Below are 16,138 nucleotides of genomic sequence, written 5' to 3'. Positions count from 1 at the left end.
GTTCAGACCAGCAAATCGAATCACTCGAAACTCCCGGCCGTCACCGCCGCCGCGATATATTCGGCGAAGTCGGGCACGGCGTGACGGCGGCCGGGCCCAACCCCGGCCGCAATTGATCACGGAAACAACGTGACAGACGATTGGACAGATGTTTTTGCCCCTTCGTTCCTATAGCGGTCCGTCCGGCCCCCTGTAGTACGCTCCGATGGTTGACACCGGAACGTCGCACGCAATGCATCCATGCCCTGTAGCGGAGTGTGACCCATGTCGGACGAGCTGGCTGTCCTGGAGCTGCTGGTAAGAGAAGCGTCGACCGAACAGTTCGAGACGGTGGTGTCCGCGGCCCGCGAGAGTGGCGCCACCGGCGCCGGACTGGAATCGCTGGAACGCGCAAAACAATTGGGACTGTCGGTTCGTTCCCAGTTGGAACGCCACCAGCAGCGCGAAGCCGCGCTCACGGCGCTCGTCGACACCGCACGCGACCTGGCCGCCCCGGACGACCTCGACACCCTCCTCGACCTCACCACCCGACGGACCCGGCTGCTGCTGAACATCGACATGGCCTACATCAGCCTGCCCGACGACAGCGCCGGCGACGTCTACATCCGGACCGCCGACGGGCACACCTCGGCCATCAGCGTGGGGCTGCGGCTGCCGTCCACCGGGGGCGTCGGCAGCGTGGTTTTGTCTGATCTCGCACCATTCTGGACACCGGACTACCTTGCTGACAAACGTTTTCCGCACAGCGGAAAGATCGACGAGGTGGTGCGGACCGAGGGCCTGCGGGCCGTGATGGCGGTGCCGCTGAAGGTCGGCACCCGGACCTTCGGCGTGCTGTACGCCGCGCACCGCAACGTCCGCCACTTCAAGGTGGACGAGATATCGCTGATGAGCGCCTACGGCAGGCTCGTCGGCGCGATGGTCGACCGGGTGCTGCGCCTGGAACGCGCCACCGCGGAGGGCGCGGACTTCCGCCGGCGCGCGGCCGCCGCGGAGAAGAGCCTGGCCGGCCTGGAGGAGTGCAGCGCCGCCAATCGCCGGCTCATCGACCAGGTTCTCGGCGGCAGCGACCAGGCCGAGCTGGCCGACCACGCGAGCCGGCTGCTCGACGGCGCCGTCCGGCTGTGCGCGGCCGACGGCCGGATCCTGGCCACCTCCGGCGACATGCCCGACGAGCACGACGCCATGCTGGCGGCCACCATGAACGCGCACGCCGCCCGGGAACCCGTCGCGCTGGGCGGCGGCACCTGGGCCACACCGGTTTTCGCCGGGCAGGAGCATCTCGGCACCGTGCTCCTGCATCCCCACACCGCGTTCACCGACCGCGAGCGGCAACTGCTGCCGCAGGTCGCGCAGGCCGCCGCCGTCCTTCTGCTGCTGGACAGCAAGGCGGCCATCGCGGAGTCCGACGCCCGCGGCGAACTGCTCGACGACCTGGTCGCCAGCCCGCCCCGGCCACCGCAACAGCTCCAGAAGCGGGCCCGTCGGCTGGGCGTCCAGCTGGACACCCCGCACGTGATCGTGCTCGCCCGGGCGGAGGGGACCATGGGCAGCAAGGGCGCGATCTGGGCCTCCTCGTACGCGCACCGCATGGGCGGGCTGAGCACCATGAAGAACGGCTGTCTCGTGCTTCTGTTACCGGGCAAGGATCCCGGTGCCTCGGCGCGCGCGGTGTCCGGCAAACTGTCGCCGCTGCTGGGACTTCCGGTGACGGTCAGCGGCGCCGGGCCGGTGTCCGCCACGGGCTCGGTCCGGCACGGGTTCCTCGAAGCCCTGCGCTGTCTGGACGCGATGACCGTCATCGGCGCGACCGGGCGCTCGGCGTCGGTGGGCGAGCTCGGCTTTCTCGGCGTGCTGCTGTCCGACAGCCCGGACGTCGACGGGTTCATCGGCGCGACCATCGGTCCGGTCGTCGACTACGACCGGCAGCGCTCGACCGAGCTCGGCCGGACCCTCGAAGCGTATTTCGAGGCCGGCGGCAGCCCGACGTACTCGGCCGAGCGGCTGCACGTCCACCCCAACACCGTGACCCGCCGCCTCGAGCGGGTCGCCGAGCTCCTCGGTCCCGACTGGCAGGAACCCGAGCGCGCGCTGGACATCCAGCTCGCGCTGCGGCTGTCGAAGCTGCGGCACCTCCTCGGCGAGTCCCGGCCGCAGCCGACCGTCGACGGGCCGCCGGCTCAGGACACGTGATCGACCGCGGCGTTCTCCCGGTGGGTGAGGACGGACACGGCATACGCGGCCGAGGCGAGCGTGACGTGCCGGTGCCAGCCGGCGAAGGACCGTCCCACGAAGTCCCGCAGGCCGACCTGGTCGGCGATCTCCTCGAAGTCCTCGTCGACGCGGACCATCAGCCCGGTCAGCCGGATCAGCGCGGCCGCGTCGCAGTTGGTGAGGTTGGTCAGCCACAGCTGTCCCGGCCAGTCCTCGCCGATCTCCGCCGTCGCGAGCAGCGACGCCGGCGCCGCGTCGCCGGGCAGCCGGACCTGGACGCCGGCCACCAGGCAGGTGTGCGGCATCGCGTCCCCGCCGCCGCGCCACACCGCCGGCCGCCGGAGGTGCCTGGCCGCCCGCATGATGTGGTGCGCCGGCAGCACGTCGGCGTGGTGGCCGGTCAGCGCCGAGTCGGTCACCGCCAGCCGCACCGCGCCGGGCAGCCGGACCAGGAACGGAACGCCGGCCTCGCGCAGCGTGCCCACGGTGCCGGCGACGTCGAGGTCGCGGGCGTCGAGGATGATCGGACGAACGGGGAGGCCGCCGCACGCCGTCATCTGGAGGAAGGCGTCGACCGCGCCGTCGCCGATCGACTTGCTGATGAAGCCGTCCGGGATCGCCGCCTGCACCCGCCGCTCCTTGTCCTCGACCCAGGCCGGGGACAGCCGCAGCCGCCAGTTCAGCGGGGTCCGGAGTTCCTCGGACGCCGCCCAGACGCCGATGGCATGCTGGGCGTTGACGACGTGCCCCATGTCGGAGAGGAACCGCCGGTCGACCCCCACGGAGTGGTCCCCCGCCTTCGGGATGATCATGGGCCGCACCACCCACGCCTGCGGCGGCGCCGCCCGCACCATGAACTGGGACAGCGCGTGCCGCACCGGCACCCAGTCCCAGGTGGAGCTGCACACGAAGTGGTGCAGGCGCTGCTCCGCCGCCCGCCCGCCGAACAGCGCCGCCATGTTTCTTATCGACTTGCGTCCGTCGGCGGCCAACAGGCCGTACACGTACTCCGCGCCCTTCCTCCGCTGGTCGGAGCGCGGCAACGACTGGAACATCGCGGCGCAGATCGCCGCGAGCGTGGTGTGCTGGATCCCGGAGGTGGTCGCGTGCTTCTGCTTGCGGTCGTCCCCCAGATAACAGGCAAGGCTGGTCATGGCTCACCCCTCTGTTCGCCTCCCGCTCCGACAACCCGGAGCCCTCGACCAACAGTGCGACAGCGGCCGTTCCAGGCCTAGATGCGCTCGGACCCGACTCTGTCGGCCCGACGGTGGCGGCCCCACTGTCCGGGGCGCCGGCCGTCCCGATTTCCGCTTGACGGAGGTCCGGCGCGGCGGCCCGTGTGTGGTCCGGTCACCATCCGACCCCGACCACGGGCCCGAGGTTGTGGCTCCCCTACCGCTCGGAGTCCGGCCGGCGGGACATCGACCGACGCCAGCGGGTGGTCGCCTCGACCAGCAGCACCGCCACGCCGAGCCCGCCGCCGAGGATCGCCGCCGGCACGAGAAACCTGGTCCAGCTGTCGACGGGCAGCGTCTCGAACGCCCACGCCGCGCCGAACGTGAGCAGCGAACCCCAGACGGCGACGGCCTCGGCTCCCCACACCTCGCACACCGCCAGCCCGAGCCCGACGACCAGGGCCACGACGATCATCGCCGCCGCCACCATACCCGGCCCCCAGATGAACCCGCCCAGCCAGCACCAGGTGCTGGGCCCCTCGACGGCGCACTGATGATGGATGTGGTCCGTCACCGCCGTCCAGAACCAGCCGGAGCCCGCGCCGAGCAGCGCGCCGACCACGCCGGCGGCCAGGGGAATCAGCTGTCGTCGGCGGGAGATCCATTCGGGCACGCGACGATTCTGTCGAGCACGGCGGCCGGCGGGACATACGTAGTCCTACTCAACGGTGATCACCGGCGCCGGCCCGGTCGGCCATCGCGAACAGGAGACGATAGCAAACTCAACAATTGCAAACCTTGGAAAGTCTTCAGCGGCATGCCGCCCCGACCCCCGACGGTCGTCAAAAGTGAAGGATCCCCTCCTTTGGTCGCGTAGGCGGGGCCGGCGTCGGCTGCGACGCTGGGCGCACCCTGCCTGACCCTGCACAACAGAGGAGAACTCATGTTGCGACGCCTCGCCCTCGGCATCACCGTGATGCTGCTGCCCCTCGCGACGGCGCAGGTGCTCACCGCCGCCACCGCGGCGGCCGCGCCGAACACGGTGACCCTCCACTACGACGCCAGCGACCTGCCCGACTACCAGGCCGAGACCACCCAGGCCGTGGCCAACTGGAACGGCGCCGTCAGCAACGTCCAGCTCGCGGCGGGCGGCGGCGCCACGATCTTCCTGCACGAGATCAGCGGCGGCGGCTCGTACACCCAGACCGACGGCCACGGCAACGGCGACATCTACATCGACACCCAGCAGGTCGCCGAGGGCTTCGACCCGACCAGGATCATCGCCCACGAGTTCGGCCACAACCTCGGCCTGCCCGACGACTACAGCGGCCCGTGCACCGAGGTGATGTCCGGCCACGGCCCCGGCACGTCCTGCAAGAACGCCGTGCCGGACGCGCAGGAGGCGGCGCAGGTCGACCAGAACTTCGCGAACGGTTTCGCGCCCGCGCACCGGCTGACGGTGGTCCGGGACTGAGATACAGGCTCAGACCACCACCCGGCGGTGGATCTTGCTCAGGGCACGGTCCACCGCTGGGCGTTGGTGGCGTTGCAGTCGTAGATCTGTAGCTGTGTTCCGTTGGTGGTGGCGGCATTGGGATCGTCGAGGCACCGCCCGGACTCCGGGTTGACCAACGAGCTGTTCGCCCCCTGCTGCCACTGCTGGGCCCCGGTTCCGTTGCAGTCCCACAACTGCACCGTGGTGCCGTTGGCGGTGCCGGCGTTGTTGACGTCCAAGCACTTGCCGAGCGCCTGAAGCGTGCCGTTCGTGCCGACGGTCCACTGTTGAGCGTTGGTGCCGTTGCAGTCCCACAGCTGCACGGCAGTCCCGTTGGCGGTGCCGGCATTGTTGACGTCCACGCACTTGCCGGCCAGCGCGGAGGTGATGGGACCGGCGGGCGTCGCGGGCGTGTAGGCGACCGTCACCGCGGACGACGTCGCCAGCGAACCGGTCTGCACGGTGGCGGTGCGGGTGCCGGCGTCGTAGCTGACGTACACCGCGGAGCCGTTGACGGTGACCTTCGACGGTGCGGCGTACAGATTGTGGAGTTTGACGGTCCAGGTCCGGTTCGCCACCGCGCCCGAATACGTGCCCTGCCGCGCGCCGATGGTCACGGTGTGCGAGGCGTCCGAGTAGCCGATCGCGGTCGTCGCCGACTGCCCGGACTGGTAGCCGTTGCCCTGGCCGGCGTCCTCGTACAGGGAGAACGACCCGTCGCCGCCGGCCGCCACGTCCACGCTGACCTGGCTCATCGGGCTCTGGTTGGCGGAGTCGACGTAGTCGCTGCGAGTGGTCACGATCCCGCCGGAGCGCAGGAACACCGGCATGGTGTCCAGCGTGGTGCTGACCTGCGCGGTGCCCGGCCCGGTGTAGGTGCGGCCGGTGAAGTAGTCGGTCCACGTGCCCGGCGGGAACCAGACGGTGGAACTCACCGACCCCGTGCCGGGCGTGGTGACCGGCGCGACCAGCACGTCGTCGCCGTAGGTGTACTCCCCCGAGTAGCTGTACGCCTCGTTGTACTCGGGGTAGTTCAGGTACAGGCCGCGCACGATCGGCAGCCCGGTGTCGACGGCCCGACGGGCCAGCGTGTACGTGTACGGCACCAGGGATTCCCGCAGCCGCAGGAACTTCTCGGTGGCGGAGGCCGTCGACGCGCTGTAGTTCCACGGCAGCCGGTCACCGTGGTCGGAGTGCAGGCGCAGGATCGGTTGGAACGTGGCCAGCTGCACCCAGCGGGCGTACAGGTCCTCGTCGTCGTGGCCGTTGGAGGCGTTCGCCGAGTTCTGGTAGAAGCCGCCGATGTCGTGGGACACATAGGGTTCGCCGATGCCGCTGCCCTCGCGGGCGGTGAACTGCGACTCGAAGGCCAGCATCGCCCACGTCGGCGTGGTGTCGCCGGTGAAGTGCACGGCCGAGCGGTGTTCGGCCCATGCGCCGTACGGCGACGGCGTGAACACCGAGTAGTCGTTGCCGTTGCCGCCGATCCGGCCGAGCACGTACCCGCGGCTGCCGATCGCGTCCGCGTGCGCCTTGTACTGCGCGTTGATCCAGCTGTCCGGGGTCACCCCGGCGTTGGTGGGCGTGCCGCCCTCGCCGTTGGACTGGTCCAGCCACCAGACCGGCTGCCCCTGCTGCTCCAACGTGCTGTGCAGGTTGAAGTACGCCTTGAGCTCCGCCGGGTCCAGGAAGTTGAAGATCTTGCAGGCGCCGATGCTGTAGCAGCTGCTGTCGGCCAGCGTGCCGGCCGTCGCGAGCGTCGCCGCGTACTGGGGGTCGCTGGGCGCGATGCTCGGGTGGATGTTGAAAGACGTCACCAGGTCCTGCGACGCCGCCCAGCTGAAGAACCCCTTGGGGTCGGGGAACAGGCTGGGGTTGAACTCCCAGCCGTCCCAGGCGTTCGGCGACTTCCAGTCGGTGTCCGCCACCAGGCTGTCGATCGGCGTCTGGTTGGCCCGGAACGCCGGGATCAGCGTGTTCTCGTAGTCGGACGCGGTGTACGGGTAGTACCGGCTGTACCAGACGCCGAACGCCTCGCGCGGCAGCAGCGGCGACGGGCCGGTCAGGTCGTGCAGATCCTTGAGACCCTGCTTGTAGTTGTGGCCGTAGCCGAAGAAGTAGCCGTCCTGGTACGGCTGCGTGCTGTGGGACGGCCTCGGCGTGACGGTGCCGTCGGCGTTGAGGATCGAGGACCCCGTGTCGTCCAGCAGGTACCAGCCGTCGCGGGAGAGCACGCCGTCGGCCATCGCCGCCGGACCGCTCTGACCGTCCAGGCCGCGACGATAGCCGCCGAGGTTGTTGTCCGGCGTGGACACCGGCGTCGGGTACGCGGCGCCGATCGGCGTCACCGCAACGGAATCGACGTTCACGTTGCAGGAGTCGCCGCTGCCGCAGGAGATCGACATCGGCGCGCCACCGGCGGGCAGGGTCACGGTGGCGCTCGCGACCGCCCACGTGTCCCAGTTGGCCGTGGCGGGCAGGCTCACCTGCTGCGTGCTGCTGCCGGTGGTCAACGTGACGGTGCGGGTCACGCTCTTGCCGTCGCCGCCGGTCGCGTTCGCGTAGCGGATCTGCACGGCGTACTGGCCGGCCGACGGCGGTGCGGACTCCTGCCAGCCGATCTTCGCGCCCGCCGCGGTGAAGCCGGCGACGAACCCGCTGCCGGTGTATCCGTTGTGGTCGGTGGCGACGAAGGCGCTGCCGGACAGCCCAAGACCCTCGGCTTCGCAGCCCGTGCCGTACGCACAGGTGCCCGGAAAGCTCGGATGCGCCGTCACGGCCTGGGACCCGGCCGTCAGGTCGACGCTGAGGTTGGCCGGGGTGAACGGTCCCGAGTTCTCCTTGTACCGCAGCGTCACCGAGGCGGTTTGAATGACGCGATAGCCACCCGACACCGACGTCGTGTACGCCGGCGTCGGCATCGACCGGTTGACCGCGTCGAAGGTCGGACGGTCCTCGAAGCCGCCGTCGCCGGCGTACTCCACCCGGATCAGGGTCGGCGACTCGACCGTGAACCGCGCGTTCCCGTCGGTCACGACGCCCGTCGCGGCGGCCGCCGTGGGCGCGAGCGCCGGCGCGAAGACCGCGGCTAACGCCAGGGCGACGGGCATGGCGGCCCACCAGAGTCGTCGGCTCATCGGACCGTCCAATCCTCGTTGATGGCCGCCCAGGTTACCGGTCGGTACGATCCGCGTCAGCGGGTTCACACCACCGGCGCAGTGACAGTTTTGACACAGCGCAGGCGTTCGCCCGTTTCGCACCAGCTGTCCGCTACTTCCACGTGCTGCAATAGTCGCCCGCACAGGCTCGCACCCATGCCCCGTATCCGGCGGGCAGGGCGATGACGCGGGTATAACGCGTGCGCAGATCCGGGCCGGCCGCGGCGACGGTGATCGTCTGCGCGCAGAGGTTCGGATGGTCGGAAACGCACACCTGGACCGTCGCCTGATCGGGGCCGCCCTGATTGGTGACCTGGCCGCTGACCGTCGCATCGGTCGCCGTCCAGCACAGTCGTCCCAGGGTGTAGACGTGGAAATCGATGTAGTAGTCCCGGCATCCGTTCGTCGACGCCGGCGGTTTCGGCACGGCGGGCGCCACGCCGCTGGCGCTCAACAGCGGAACGCCGAGCAGAACGCCCAGCACCGAACCGACAATGCCCGCGTATTTCCGCGGGCGCGCCCGCGAGGTCGGGGTTGAAACGGGGACCGGCGGCCGAGAGACAATGGCGGGAGGGGCCGACACCTCCGAATCCACCGCGGCGTCCCACAGTCGCAGCAGCGGCTCGGGATCGACATCACACGCTCGGGCGAGGGCCTCGACCGCGACCTTCGGCGGGAACTGCTTGCCGTTGACGTATCGCTCCGCCGAGGCCCGGCTGCAGTAGGCGCGGGACCCGAGCGTCGCGAAGCTCAGCCCCGACGCCTGTTTCGCCCGGCGCAGCTCCTTGACCAGCTGCTGACGGGCATCCACCCCGTCGTCCGTCATACGGTCCGCCTCCCCGCGTCCCCGAGCCTGCGTCTCGCATCGTCTCAGCACGTCCCACGAGACGCCGCAACGGTTCTCCCGGTGTCACCCGGTCGGCACCGTTGACGGCGTCCGGCCAACGGGCTCGGACTCACCTCGAAGGGAGAAGGTTCGATGACGGAACAACGACACCGCCGGTGGCGACTCGGGATGTCCACGCTGGTGGCGGCTCTCGCGGTGGGCACGCTGACCGCGCCGGCGTGGTCCGCCACGGCGGCCGTTCCGACGGGGTACAGCTTCGACGGCTGGCCCACCGTGGGAACGGTCCTGACAAACGGCACAGCGCCGAGCAAACACGACTGCACCGGCAGCGTGATCGACAGCCCGCACGGCAACGTGATTCTCACCGCCGCCCACTGCGTCGAGCCCAAGAAGGGCGTGTTCGCGAGGTCGGTGCAGTTCTATCCGGGTTACCACGACGGACCGAACCGCACCTGGGGCTCCTACACCTCGGAATCGATGGTCTATCAGGGAAATACCATCGCCAAGGTCGTCGTGCCCGTCGAGTACGACCCCACGGCCAAGAGCCCCGACAAGTATTCCAGCAGCCCGTACGACTACGCGTTCGTGATTCTCAAGCCGTCGGGCGGCAAGAATGTCGCCCAGCGGACGGGATCGCTGCACCTGGTGACCAACGCCCGGATCGGAAACACCCCGACCACCATCGCGGGTTATCCAGCCCGCGCCGCCAGGCCGATGCGGTGCAGCAATGTCACCAACTACGGCAATCCGCACAGCTACATCCGGATGGACTGCTACGGCTATCCCAACGGCGGCCACCAGGGCATCGGACTGCCGGGCGGAACCAGCGGCTCACCTTGGCTCCTGGGGGACGCCAACCACGTCTCCCACAACGTGATCGGGACGATGGGCGGCTACGACCGCGGCGGTGACCACGCCCACCACGGCGAGAACTACAGCGTCTACTTCAACTCCCGCACCGGTCAGTACTACGAGCAGGCGAAGCGCATGGGCTAGGCCGTTCGTGGTGTGGCCCCGCGCGCCGGGGCCACACCACCCGCGCGGACCTGCCCGTCAAGTCGAATCAGGAGCGCCATGATGTTCCACTACCGCCGGCTGTCGTTCGTGGTCGCCGCGTTGGCGGCGGCTATTACCGTGGCTTCGTCGCCGGCCACCACTGCGGTCGCAACCCCCACCACCTATCCCCTGCACACCAGCGGACGCTGGATCCTTCGCCCGGACGGCCAGCGGGTCAAGCTGGCCAGCGTGAACTGGAGCGGAGCGGAGTCGCCGGAGTTCGTCGTCGGCGGCCTGGACCGCGCCACCATCGGGCACATCGCCGGCTGGATCAGGGCCAACGGCTTCAACTCGGTGCGAATTCCGTGGTCCAACGAGATGTACGAGCACAACCCGGTCGTCGCGGACCGCTACGTCCGGGCCAATCCCGAGCTGAAGGGCAAGCGGGCGCTGGACGTGCTCGACCGGGTCGTCGACGCGCTCGGACGCGCCGGGCTGATGGTCGTCCTGGACAACCACGTCAGCCGGGCCGACTGGTGCTGCAACGGCAAGGACGGCAACGGGCTGTGGTACACCGCCGCCTATCCCGAGTCCCACTGGATCGCCGACTGGCGGGGCATCGTGACCCGCTACCGGAACCGTCCGCAAGTGGTGGCCGCCGAGCTGCGCAACGAGATCCGGGATGCCGGCGGCGTGTCGCCGACCTGGGGCGACGGCAACCCCCGGACAGACTGGGCGGCGGCCGCCGAGCGCGGCGGCAACGCGGTCCTGGCCGCCAACCGCAACCTGCTCGTCGTGGTGGGCGGCCTGAACTACCAGACCGATCTCACCGGCGCGTACCACCGCCCGATCCGGCTGAAGGTCGGCGGCCGGCTGGTGTACGCCGCGCACGCCTACAAGTGGGAGTACGACGTCAACCACGGCTACGGCCCGTTCAGCAAGCAGCTCGGCGCCAGGTGGGGCTATCTCGTCGCCCAGGGCAAGCCATACACCGCGCCGGTGTGGGTCAGCGAGTTCGGCACCTGCATCACCTGGACCGCGGGCTGCGACAAGGCCGACTCGAACTTCTCCAACGGTATCCAGCGCTATCTGCGCGAGGGTGACATCGACTGGGCCTACTGGCAGCTCAACGGCACACAGTCCGCCGGCACCGGCCGGCAGCACGGCGCCCTCGACTACTACGGCCTGCTCAACACCGCGTGGACCGGCGCGGCGAACGCGGCCAGCGTGGCGCGGATCAAGGCGCTGGAGAAGATGACCCAGCGCCCCTGACCCCCAGGAGTCGTCAGACCTCGTCGAGCTGGATGAGTTTGTCGATGCCTCGCGCCTCGAGGTAGGCCTTGTCGGTGCTGCGGCTCGCCTTCACCACGGCGGGCCGCACGCCCTTGTCGATGAGACGCATGAACGGCTCGAAGAACGGAATCGACGGGACCATGCCGTCCGGCAGCACCAGCGCCGACGACCGGTGGATGGCCTTCGGCGGATTGTGGTCGTACTCCCGGATCAGGTCCGCGATGGTCGCGCCGATGGGCTTGAGCCGGCGGTCGTTGGTGTAGACGCCGAGGTCGTACTCGAGCTGGTTGAAGCCGGTCAGCCCGCGGTTGACCTCGTGCGAGCACCACCAGGTCACGCCCCACAGGTCCTCGCAGCTCACCATGTTCCGGATCGACTGCTCCGTCCACTGTGGAATGAGCTTGGGGTCCATCCACACCGAGGAGATGCCGGTCTCCTCGATCCACACCTGCCGGTGCGGATCGGTGTGGAAGGCCTTGATCAGCTCGATGAAGTACTCCGAGTAGTGCAGCGACGGCGTGGACATCGGCCCGTACGTGGTGAAGATGTCGACCCAGCCCGCCCAGGTGTGGTTGGCGCTGACCGAACCCGTGGTGCCCAGCGCGTCCCGGCTGAAGTAGTCGTCGTTGAGCCACGGGAAGTGGTCGATGCCGGCGACGTGCAGCCGGCCGGGGGCGGCCGCCTCGGCATCGGCGAACATGGTGCGCAGCCAGCCGTCGCCGACCGCCGGCGCCACGTCGATGCCGAACGGCTGCGCGAACCAGTAGATCTCGTTGGACAGGTCGAAGCCGAGGAACCGCGGATGCCGGCCGATGCCCTTGCCCAACGCGGTGAACAGCCGCTGGGTGGCGGCGAGCGTGTCCGGGTCGGTGAAGAAGTTCGTCACCTTGCCGGTGCCGTTGTTGATCAGCCACGGTGGCACGAACAGGAAGCCGCTGACCGCGCCGTTCAACACCGTCACCTCGACGTCGAGGCGCCTTTCACCGGCCAGGTCGAGCAGTTCGCGCACCCGGTCGACCATCTCGGGCCGGACGAAGGTGGCGTTCGGCTGGAGTTCGGGCCACAGCGCCATGATCCGGATGTGGTCCATACCCAGCGCCCTGATGTCGGCCAGGTCGGCGCGGATCGACCGGGCGTCCCAGTCCGACCAGCAGTACCACCAGTTCTTGCTGGGCGTGTAGTTCAGCCCGAACCGCACCCGGCGGGATCGGCCGTCCGGCGCGGCGTCGGCCACCGCGGGCACGGCGGTACTGGCGCCCAACAGCGTTGCGGCGCCGAGGAATTGACGGCGGGCGAACTCGGACATGCTGGCTGTCCCCTTCTCACGGAGTGAGCGCGATACCGTCCGGCACGGTACCGACCGTCACGGCGGGGCCGACGGCGCCGGTGGCGACGGTGATCGGCCGGACGTCGTTGGAACCCGAGTCGACGATCCACGCCGTCGCCCCGTCGGTGGTGAATGCGGCGGCATAAGGGCTGGCGCCGGTGGCGATGAGCGGGCCGACGGTGTTGGTGGCGGTGTTGACCGGTAGCACACCGCCGCTGGCCGCCGTCACGTACAGCCGGCTGCCGTCCGGCGACAGCGAGATCCCGGCCGGCGAACTGCCCAGCGCAATCGTCGCGGTGACGCCTGACCCGTCGATGACGGACACCGAGTTGCCGCCGGCGTTTCCGATGTACGCCGTACCGCCGGCACTGACCGCGACGCCGAACGGCTGCGCGCCGACGGCGACCTGGCGTACGACGGCACGGCTCGCGGTGTCGATCTCGCTGGCGGTCCCCGAGCCCTGGTTGGCGACCCAGAGGTCCTTGCCGTCCGGCGAGATCGCCAACCGTTCGGGATTCGCGCCGACCTTGATCGGCACGCCCGCGGTGTGCGTCGCCACGTCGATGGGCTGCACCGTGCCGTCGCCGTAGTTGCTGACCCACACGGTCGTCCCGTCCGGCGTGACCGCCGGGTCGGCCGCCACAGAGCCGACGGGGATCGTCGCGATCACCGTGTTGTCCGCGGTGGAGATCACCGACACGTTGTTGCTGTTGTTGTTGGCGACGTAGACCTCCGCGCCGTTCGGCGTGACCACGACGCCGTCCGGGCCGCTGCCGACCGGGATCACCGGGCCTGCGGTGCCGTTGGCGCGGTCCACCGGCGTGACGGTGTTGTCGGAGTAGTTCGACACGTACGCGGTGGGGATGGTCTGGCCGGGGCTGGCCAACGTGACCAGGATCTGGCTCTTGGCGATCATCGCGCCGTTGCTGGCCTTCGCCGCGATGCTGACGGAGTAGAAGCCGGCGGTGGCTTGCGGACTCGCGCTCACGGTGAGCGGCGTGGCGGTGCTCGCCCCGGCCGCCACCGTCGCCGTGCCGGTCGGCGGTCCGAAGGTGATGCCGCTGTTCGGCGAAGACGCTGTCCACGTGACCGTGGCCGGCTGGCTGCCGAGGCTGTTGTCCACGAGGACGTTCACCGTGGCGTTGGCCCCGGGCGCGAGACGGATCTGCGCCGGATCGGTGCGCACCTGCGCGCGGGTCGTCGGCGGGAAGGTGACCGGCCCGGCGCCGAACGACGGCGGCGCGTCGGAAGCGCCGGTTCCCCAGCTGCGGTTCGGTTGCGCGCCAACGGTGAAGTCGAGCGCGGTCACGCCGGGGTGGTCGGCGAGCATCAGCCACGTGTGCGTGCTCGGCCGGCCGTCGACCCGCAGGCTCTGCACGTAAGGCTTGGCGTCGCCCGCCCCCGGCGCGGTGATCTCGATCCGGCGCCCGTTGCCGGCCGTCACGGTGACGTGGTCGAACAACGGCGTGCCCAGCACCAGCATCGGCACGCCCGGCGTCTGCGGGTAGATCCCCATCGCCGCCCACACGTACCAGGACGACAGCGCTCCGAGGTCGTCGTTGCCCGGCTCGCCGCCGGGCGTCGGCCCGTACAGCTGCGCCATGATCGCGCGGACGGTCGACTGCGTCTGCCAAGGCGCGCCCACGCTGTCATACGCCCAGGGGGTATCCAGGTTGGGCTCGTTGCCGGCCCACTCGTTCGGCCGGTTCGGGCCGGCGTTGAGCTGTCCGAAGAACTGGTCCAGCCGCGCGCGGGCGGCATCGCGGCCGCCCATGCCGCCGATCAGCGCGGCCAGGTTCTGCGGGACCATCCACGTGTACTGCGCGGCGTTGCCCTCCTGGAACCCGGTCTGCCCGAACCCGCCGCCCATGGCCAGCGGATCGCCGGGCGGGAACGCCCCGTCGCCGTCACGCGGCCGGATGTAGCCGGTGGCGGTGTCGAACAGGTTGGCCCAGTTCTGCGAGCTCTTGGTGAACGCGCCGGCGATGTCGTTGCGGCCCACGGCGCCCGCGAGCCGTGACACGGCGAAGTCGCCGAGCGCGTACTCCAGCGTCTCCGACGCGCCGTTGGGCACCGGCGAGATCGAGTCTGCCTGGGTGTTCGGCACGTACCCGTTGGCCAGGTATCCCGCGTTCGACGGGCGTTCCACGTACCAGCCCTGTCCGGGCGCGCCGCCGCCCTGTGTCCCACTGTCTCGGGCCCCGTGCACCATCTCGTCGACGGCGTGCCGCGCGTCGAAGCCGTGCGCGCCGAACGCCCACGCCCCGGCCAGGATCGCATCGGCCGGATCTCCGTTCATCACGCCGGATTCCCCGTTGGCCACCGGCCATTTCGGCAGCCAGCCCATCTGGTCGCCGGCGTTGAGCAGCGAGGTCGCCATATCGCCGGCCTGCGCGGGATCGAGCAGCGCGATCAGCGGGATCTGCGAGCGGTAGATGTCCCAGCCGGAGAAGTCCGTGTACTGCGCATGGCCGCGTGGAACCGTGTGCGGCTTGCCGTCGAAGCCGGGGTACCTGCCATCGGCGTCGCTGAACAGGCTGGGGTGCAACAGGGAGTGGTACAGCGCCGTGTAGAAGGTGCGCTGCTCAGCCGGCGTTCCACCGTGTGCCTGGATCTTGCCGAGCTGACCGTTCCACGCGCTGCGGGCGGCCTTCGCCGCGCGGTCGAAAGCGAATCCGGCGTCCTCGGCCTTGAGGTTGGCCCGGGCCCCGTCCTCGCTCACGTACGAGATCGCCACCTGCATGCCGACCACCGGCTTGGCCGTGGTGTCGAAGGTGAGATAGCCGCCGGCCACCACGCCGCTGCCCTGCGTCGTGTGCGACTGCTTGGGCACCGGCACCTGGCGGGCGTGCGCCGACACCGCGTTGGCCGTGCCGCCACCCCAGGTCCCCGACGACGTGAACGCTCGGTCGAACTTGGCGGCGAAGTACACCGTGTACGAGTTCGGCTGGCCGCAGAAGTGACCGCTGCTGACCGAGCCGGCGATCTGCCGGTCGCCGATCGTGTGGAACGTCGCGTTGGCCGATCCGTTCTGGCTGTTCGCCACCTTCACCAGCAGCTGCGCCTGCGCCGTCGGCGGGTAGGTGAGCCGCGCCAGCCCCGTGCGGTCCGTTGCCGTCAGCTCCGTGCGGACCTGCCCCAGCGTCACGGCGTAGCTGCCAGGGCTCGCCTGCTCGGTGGCGTGGCTGAACGGCTCGCTGGCACCGTCCGGCGAGCCCGGCACCGCCCCCACCAGCGGCAGGAACGGGATGTCGCCCGCCACCGCGCAGCCCGCGCCGGACAGGTGGGTCAGGCTCAGCCCCGTGATCTGGCTGTCCGCCGACGAGTACCCGCCACCCGCCGGCCGGCTCGTCGTATCCGGGCTGAACTGCGTCATGCCGAACGGCATCGACGCGCCCGGGAACGTGTCGACGTCACCCACCACCGCGCCGCCACTGCCCGTCCCCACGAAGGGATCCACCAGGCCCGCCGGATCCGTCACGACCGGCGCCGCCACCGCCGGAGCACCGGCGAGCAGCATGGCCAGCACCGTGCCGGCAACAGGTCCGAGCCGACGTCTTGACATCGTTGTCACTCCCGTCACAGGTGCTAGGCGTGCGGGATTCTGCCCGGCGGCCGAGACAACGGGCAAGG

Annotated in this window: 10 protein-coding genes; 4 read left to right on the top strand and 6 right to left on the bottom strand. The window is 70.1% G+C overall.

Annotated elements, in window-relative coordinates; translation table 11 throughout:
- The first annotated feature begins 264 nt into the window (after window positions 1-264).
- Window positions 265-2,193, top strand: a complete 1,929-nt coding sequence (locus BCF44_RS47550) for a helix-turn-helix domain-containing protein (protein ID WP_211353573.1) — start codon at window positions 265-267, stop codon at window positions 2,191-2,193.
- Here BCF44_RS47550 and BCF44_RS47545 read toward each other — a convergent pair.
- Both BCF44_RS47545 and BCF44_RS47540 read right to left on the bottom strand, forming a co-directional pair.
- Entirely contained in the window at window positions 2,181-3,368 is a 1,188-nt protein-coding gene (locus BCF44_RS47545) for an IS701 family transposase (RefSeq protein ID WP_246016234.1), read from the bottom strand. The two genes, BCF44_RS47550 and BCF44_RS47545, sit on opposite strands and share 13 nt — an antisense overlap.
- 238 nt (window positions 3,369-3,606) lie before the next feature.
- Window positions 3,607-4,062 (bottom strand): flagellar basal body-associated FliL family protein, encoded by a 456-nt coding sequence (locus tag BCF44_RS47540; RefSeq protein WP_116181172.1) that lies wholly within the window; start codon window positions 4,060-4,062, stop codon window positions 3,607-3,609.
- 270 nt (window positions 4,063-4,332) lie between these two features.
- Here BCF44_RS47540 and BCF44_RS47535 point away from each other — a divergent pair, with 270 nt between their 5' ends.
- On the top strand, window positions 4,333-4,863 hold the full coding sequence (locus BCF44_RS47535; protein ID WP_116181171.1) for a snapalysin family zinc-dependent metalloprotease: 531 nt from the start codon (window positions 4,333-4,335) through the stop codon (window positions 4,861-4,863).
- A 38-nt stretch (window positions 4,864-4,901) separates the two neighbouring features.
- Here BCF44_RS47535 and BCF44_RS47530 read toward each other — a convergent pair whose 3' ends face one another.
- Together BCF44_RS47530 and BCF44_RS47525 are read right to left on the bottom strand one after the other, a co-directional pair.
- Window positions 4,902-8,021, bottom strand: a complete 3,120-nt coding sequence (locus tag BCF44_RS47530) for a TIM-barrel domain-containing protein (RefSeq protein WP_246016233.1) — start codon at window positions 8,019-8,021, stop codon at window positions 4,902-4,904.
- Window positions 8,022-8,154: 133 nt separating this feature from the next.
- Window positions 8,155-8,868, bottom strand: coding sequence for a helix-turn-helix domain-containing protein (locus BCF44_RS47525; protein WP_116181170.1), 714 nt, complete (start codon window positions 8,866-8,868; stop codon window positions 8,155-8,157).
- Window positions 8,869-9,021: 153 nt separating this feature from the next.
- Here BCF44_RS47525 and BCF44_RS47520 point away from each other — a divergent pair, with 153 nt between their 5' ends.
- Together BCF44_RS47520 and BCF44_RS47515 are read left to right on the top strand one after the other, a co-directional pair.
- Window positions 9,022-9,885, top strand: coding sequence for a trypsin-like serine protease (locus BCF44_RS47520; RefSeq protein ID WP_116181169.1), 864 nt, complete (start codon window positions 9,022-9,024; stop codon window positions 9,883-9,885).
- Between the two features lie 78 nt (window positions 9,886-9,963).
- The gene (locus BCF44_RS47515; RefSeq protein WP_116181168.1) at window positions 9,964-11,157 is read left to right on the top strand and encodes a glycoside hydrolase family 5 protein; all 1,194 of its coding nucleotides are present in this window, start codon (window positions 9,964-9,966) and stop codon (window positions 11,155-11,157) included.
- A gap of 13 nt (window positions 11,158-11,170) precedes the next feature.
- Here the strand turns inward: BCF44_RS47515 and BCF44_RS47510 are convergent, their stop codons facing one another.
- Entirely contained in the window at window positions 11,171-12,484 is a 1,314-nt protein-coding gene (locus tag BCF44_RS47510) for a glycoside hydrolase 5 family protein (protein WP_116181167.1), read from the bottom strand.
- Window positions 12,485-12,500: 16 nt separating this feature from the next.
- Window positions 12,501-16,070, bottom strand: coding sequence for a GH92 family glycosyl hydrolase (locus BCF44_RS47505; RefSeq protein WP_116181166.1), 3,570 nt, complete (start codon window positions 16,068-16,070; stop codon window positions 12,501-12,503).
- Window positions 16,071-16,138: the final 68 nt, after the last annotated feature.

The sequence above is a fragment of the Kutzneria buriramensis genome, assembly GCF_003387475.1.
Lineage (GTDB): Bacteria > Actinomycetota > Actinomycetes > Mycobacteriales > Pseudonocardiaceae > Kutzneria > Kutzneria buriramensis.
This window is presented reverse-complemented; position numbering and strand designations above follow the sequence as displayed.